This is a genomic window from Streptomyces sp. NPDC054840 (assembly GCF_053611065.1).
The window spans coordinates 1-1,612 of record NZ_JBSGZP010001057.1 but is presented as its reverse complement, the minus strand read 5'-3'; the positions used below and the strand labels follow the sequence as shown (position 1 = coordinate 1,612).

Annotated in this window: 2 protein-coding genes and 1 pseudogene; all 3 read right to left on the bottom strand. The window is 76.2% G+C overall.

Going from position 1 to position 1,612, the window contains the following annotated elements; genetic code table 11:
- Nucleotides 1-63 precede the first annotated feature (63 nt).
- Nucleotides 64-720, bottom strand: coding sequence for a class I SAM-dependent methyltransferase (locus ACWGIU_RS37455; RefSeq protein ID WP_453712523.1), 657 nt, complete (start codon nucleotides 718-720; stop codon nucleotides 64-66).
- Nucleotides 717-1,337: a TIGR04282 family arsenosugar biosynthesis glycosyltransferase gene (locus tag ACWGIU_RS37450; protein ID WP_453712522.1), complete on the bottom strand. Its 621-nt coding sequence runs from the start codon at nucleotides 1,335-1,337 to the stop codon at nucleotides 717-719. The genes ACWGIU_RS37455 and ACWGIU_RS37450 overlap by 4 nt, the downstream gene beginning before the upstream one ends.
- Nucleotides 1,334-1,612, bottom strand: a pseudogene (locus ACWGIU_RS37445) (glycosyltransferase); the annotation flags it as partial. The pseudogene ACWGIU_RS37445 and the gene ACWGIU_RS37450, both read right to left, overlap by 4 nt.

The following is a 1,612-nucleotide window of genomic DNA, read 5'->3' as shown; positions in this document are numbered from 1 at the left end:
GGGGCACGGTGAAGGGGAAGTCGATGCCGCTGCTGCGTCAACTCCCCCTTCTTCCCTCCCCTGTCAGCGCCGCAGGCCCACGAAGCCGCGGCCCGCGGCCCGCCACTGCACGGACCGGGTCCAGCCGACGTCCGCGGCTTCACCGCACAGGGCCCGCGCGCCGAGCCGGGCCCACCAAAAGGGCGCCCCGTGGCCGCCTCGGCCGTCGTCGACGTGCACCTCGACGCGTTCGTCCACGTCGGCGGTGGTCACCTCGACCAGCAAGGAGCCGTCCGGCGAAGCGAGTTGGGCGGCGCGGTGGAGCAGCGCGGCCGGGTCGCCGCCGATGCCGATGTTGCCGTCGATCAGCAGGACCGTTCCCCAGCGGCCCTCGCCGGGCAGCGGATCGAAGACCGACCGGCACAGCGCGCTGCCGCCGGCCCGGGTCGTACGGGCCACCGCCTCGGGGGTGACGTCCACACCCAGGGCCCGGTGCCCGCGCGCCGCCAGGGTGGCGACGAGGCGCCCGGGGCCGCAGCCGATGTCCAGGACGGGTCCCGTACAGCGGGCGAGGACGCCCTCGTCCGCCTCGTCCGGTTCGGCGCACCACCGCTCGACGTCCAGCGGGAGCAGCCAGCCGTCCGAGCGCCGCAGGTAGAGGGGTCCTACGCCGGCGCGCAGCGCGTCGGCGTAGGGGTCGGCCCGCCAGGCGAGGGCGGGTTCGGCGAGCTGGGCGGTCATCGTGTCACCGTGCGCAGGCCGGAGTGCAGGGCGGCGAAGCGGGTACCGGGTACGGCGGCGGCGACCTGCGCCGCGTCGGCCGGGGTGTCCACGTCGCACAGCTCGGGCAGGTCCCGTACCGTTCGCCCGGAGGCGGTCAGCCGGCCGCGCTGAACCTCGCCCGTGCTCGGCAGGGACATGGGTACGCCGAGGAGCAGGGCCGGGTCGGGTTCGGCCAGGCCGAGCGCCCAGAAGCCGCCGTCGGCGGCGGGGCCGAACCAGGCGTCCGTCTCGCCGAAGTCGAGGCCGCGCGTGAGGAGGTCAGGGGTGACCTGCGGGGTGTCCATGCCGATGAGGAGGGCCGGTCCGTCGGCCCGGGCGAAGGCCGCCGCCAGCCGGGCGTCGAGCCCGCCGGCGCACTGCGGGACCACCTCGATGCCCTGGGGCAGCCAGGGCCCGGGCGCTCCGTCGAGTACGAGAACACGCCGCCCGGCCGGGGTGGCCAGAACGGCGGCCAGGGTGTCCTGGAGTGCGGCACGCGCCAGCCCGGCGGCCTGCTCGGGGGTGAAGTGCGGGGTGAGGCGGGTCTTGACCCGGCCGGCGACGGGCGCCTTGGCGATGACGAGGAGGGTGCTCATGCACGGACCCCCTCGGTGGGGGCGGACCGGCCGTTCGGCGGCTCGGCGAGCACCTTGCGCATGTCCCGTACCGCCTGCCAGGTGCCCCGCCAGGTGCCGGTGACCTTGGACTTCCCGGAGCGGGGCAGGTACGGGACGTCGGTCTCGGCGACGCGCCAGCCGGCGTCGGCGGCCCGGACGACCATCTGGAGCGGGTAGCCGCTGCGCCGGTCGGTCAGTTCCAGGCCGAGCAGTGCCTCGCGGCGCGCGACCCGCATCGGTCCGAGGTCGTGCAG

What these genes read in the sequence shown, in the direction of transcription:
- ACWGIU_RS37455 (WP_453712523.1), bottom strand. Translation starts at nt 720, where the DNA reads ATGACCGCCCAGCTCGCCGAACCCGCCCTCGCCTGGCGGGCCGACCCC.
- ACWGIU_RS37450 (WP_453712522.1), bottom strand. Translation starts at nt 1,337, where the DNA reads ATGAGCACCCTCCTCGTCATCGCCAAGGCGCCCGTCGCCGGCCGGGTC.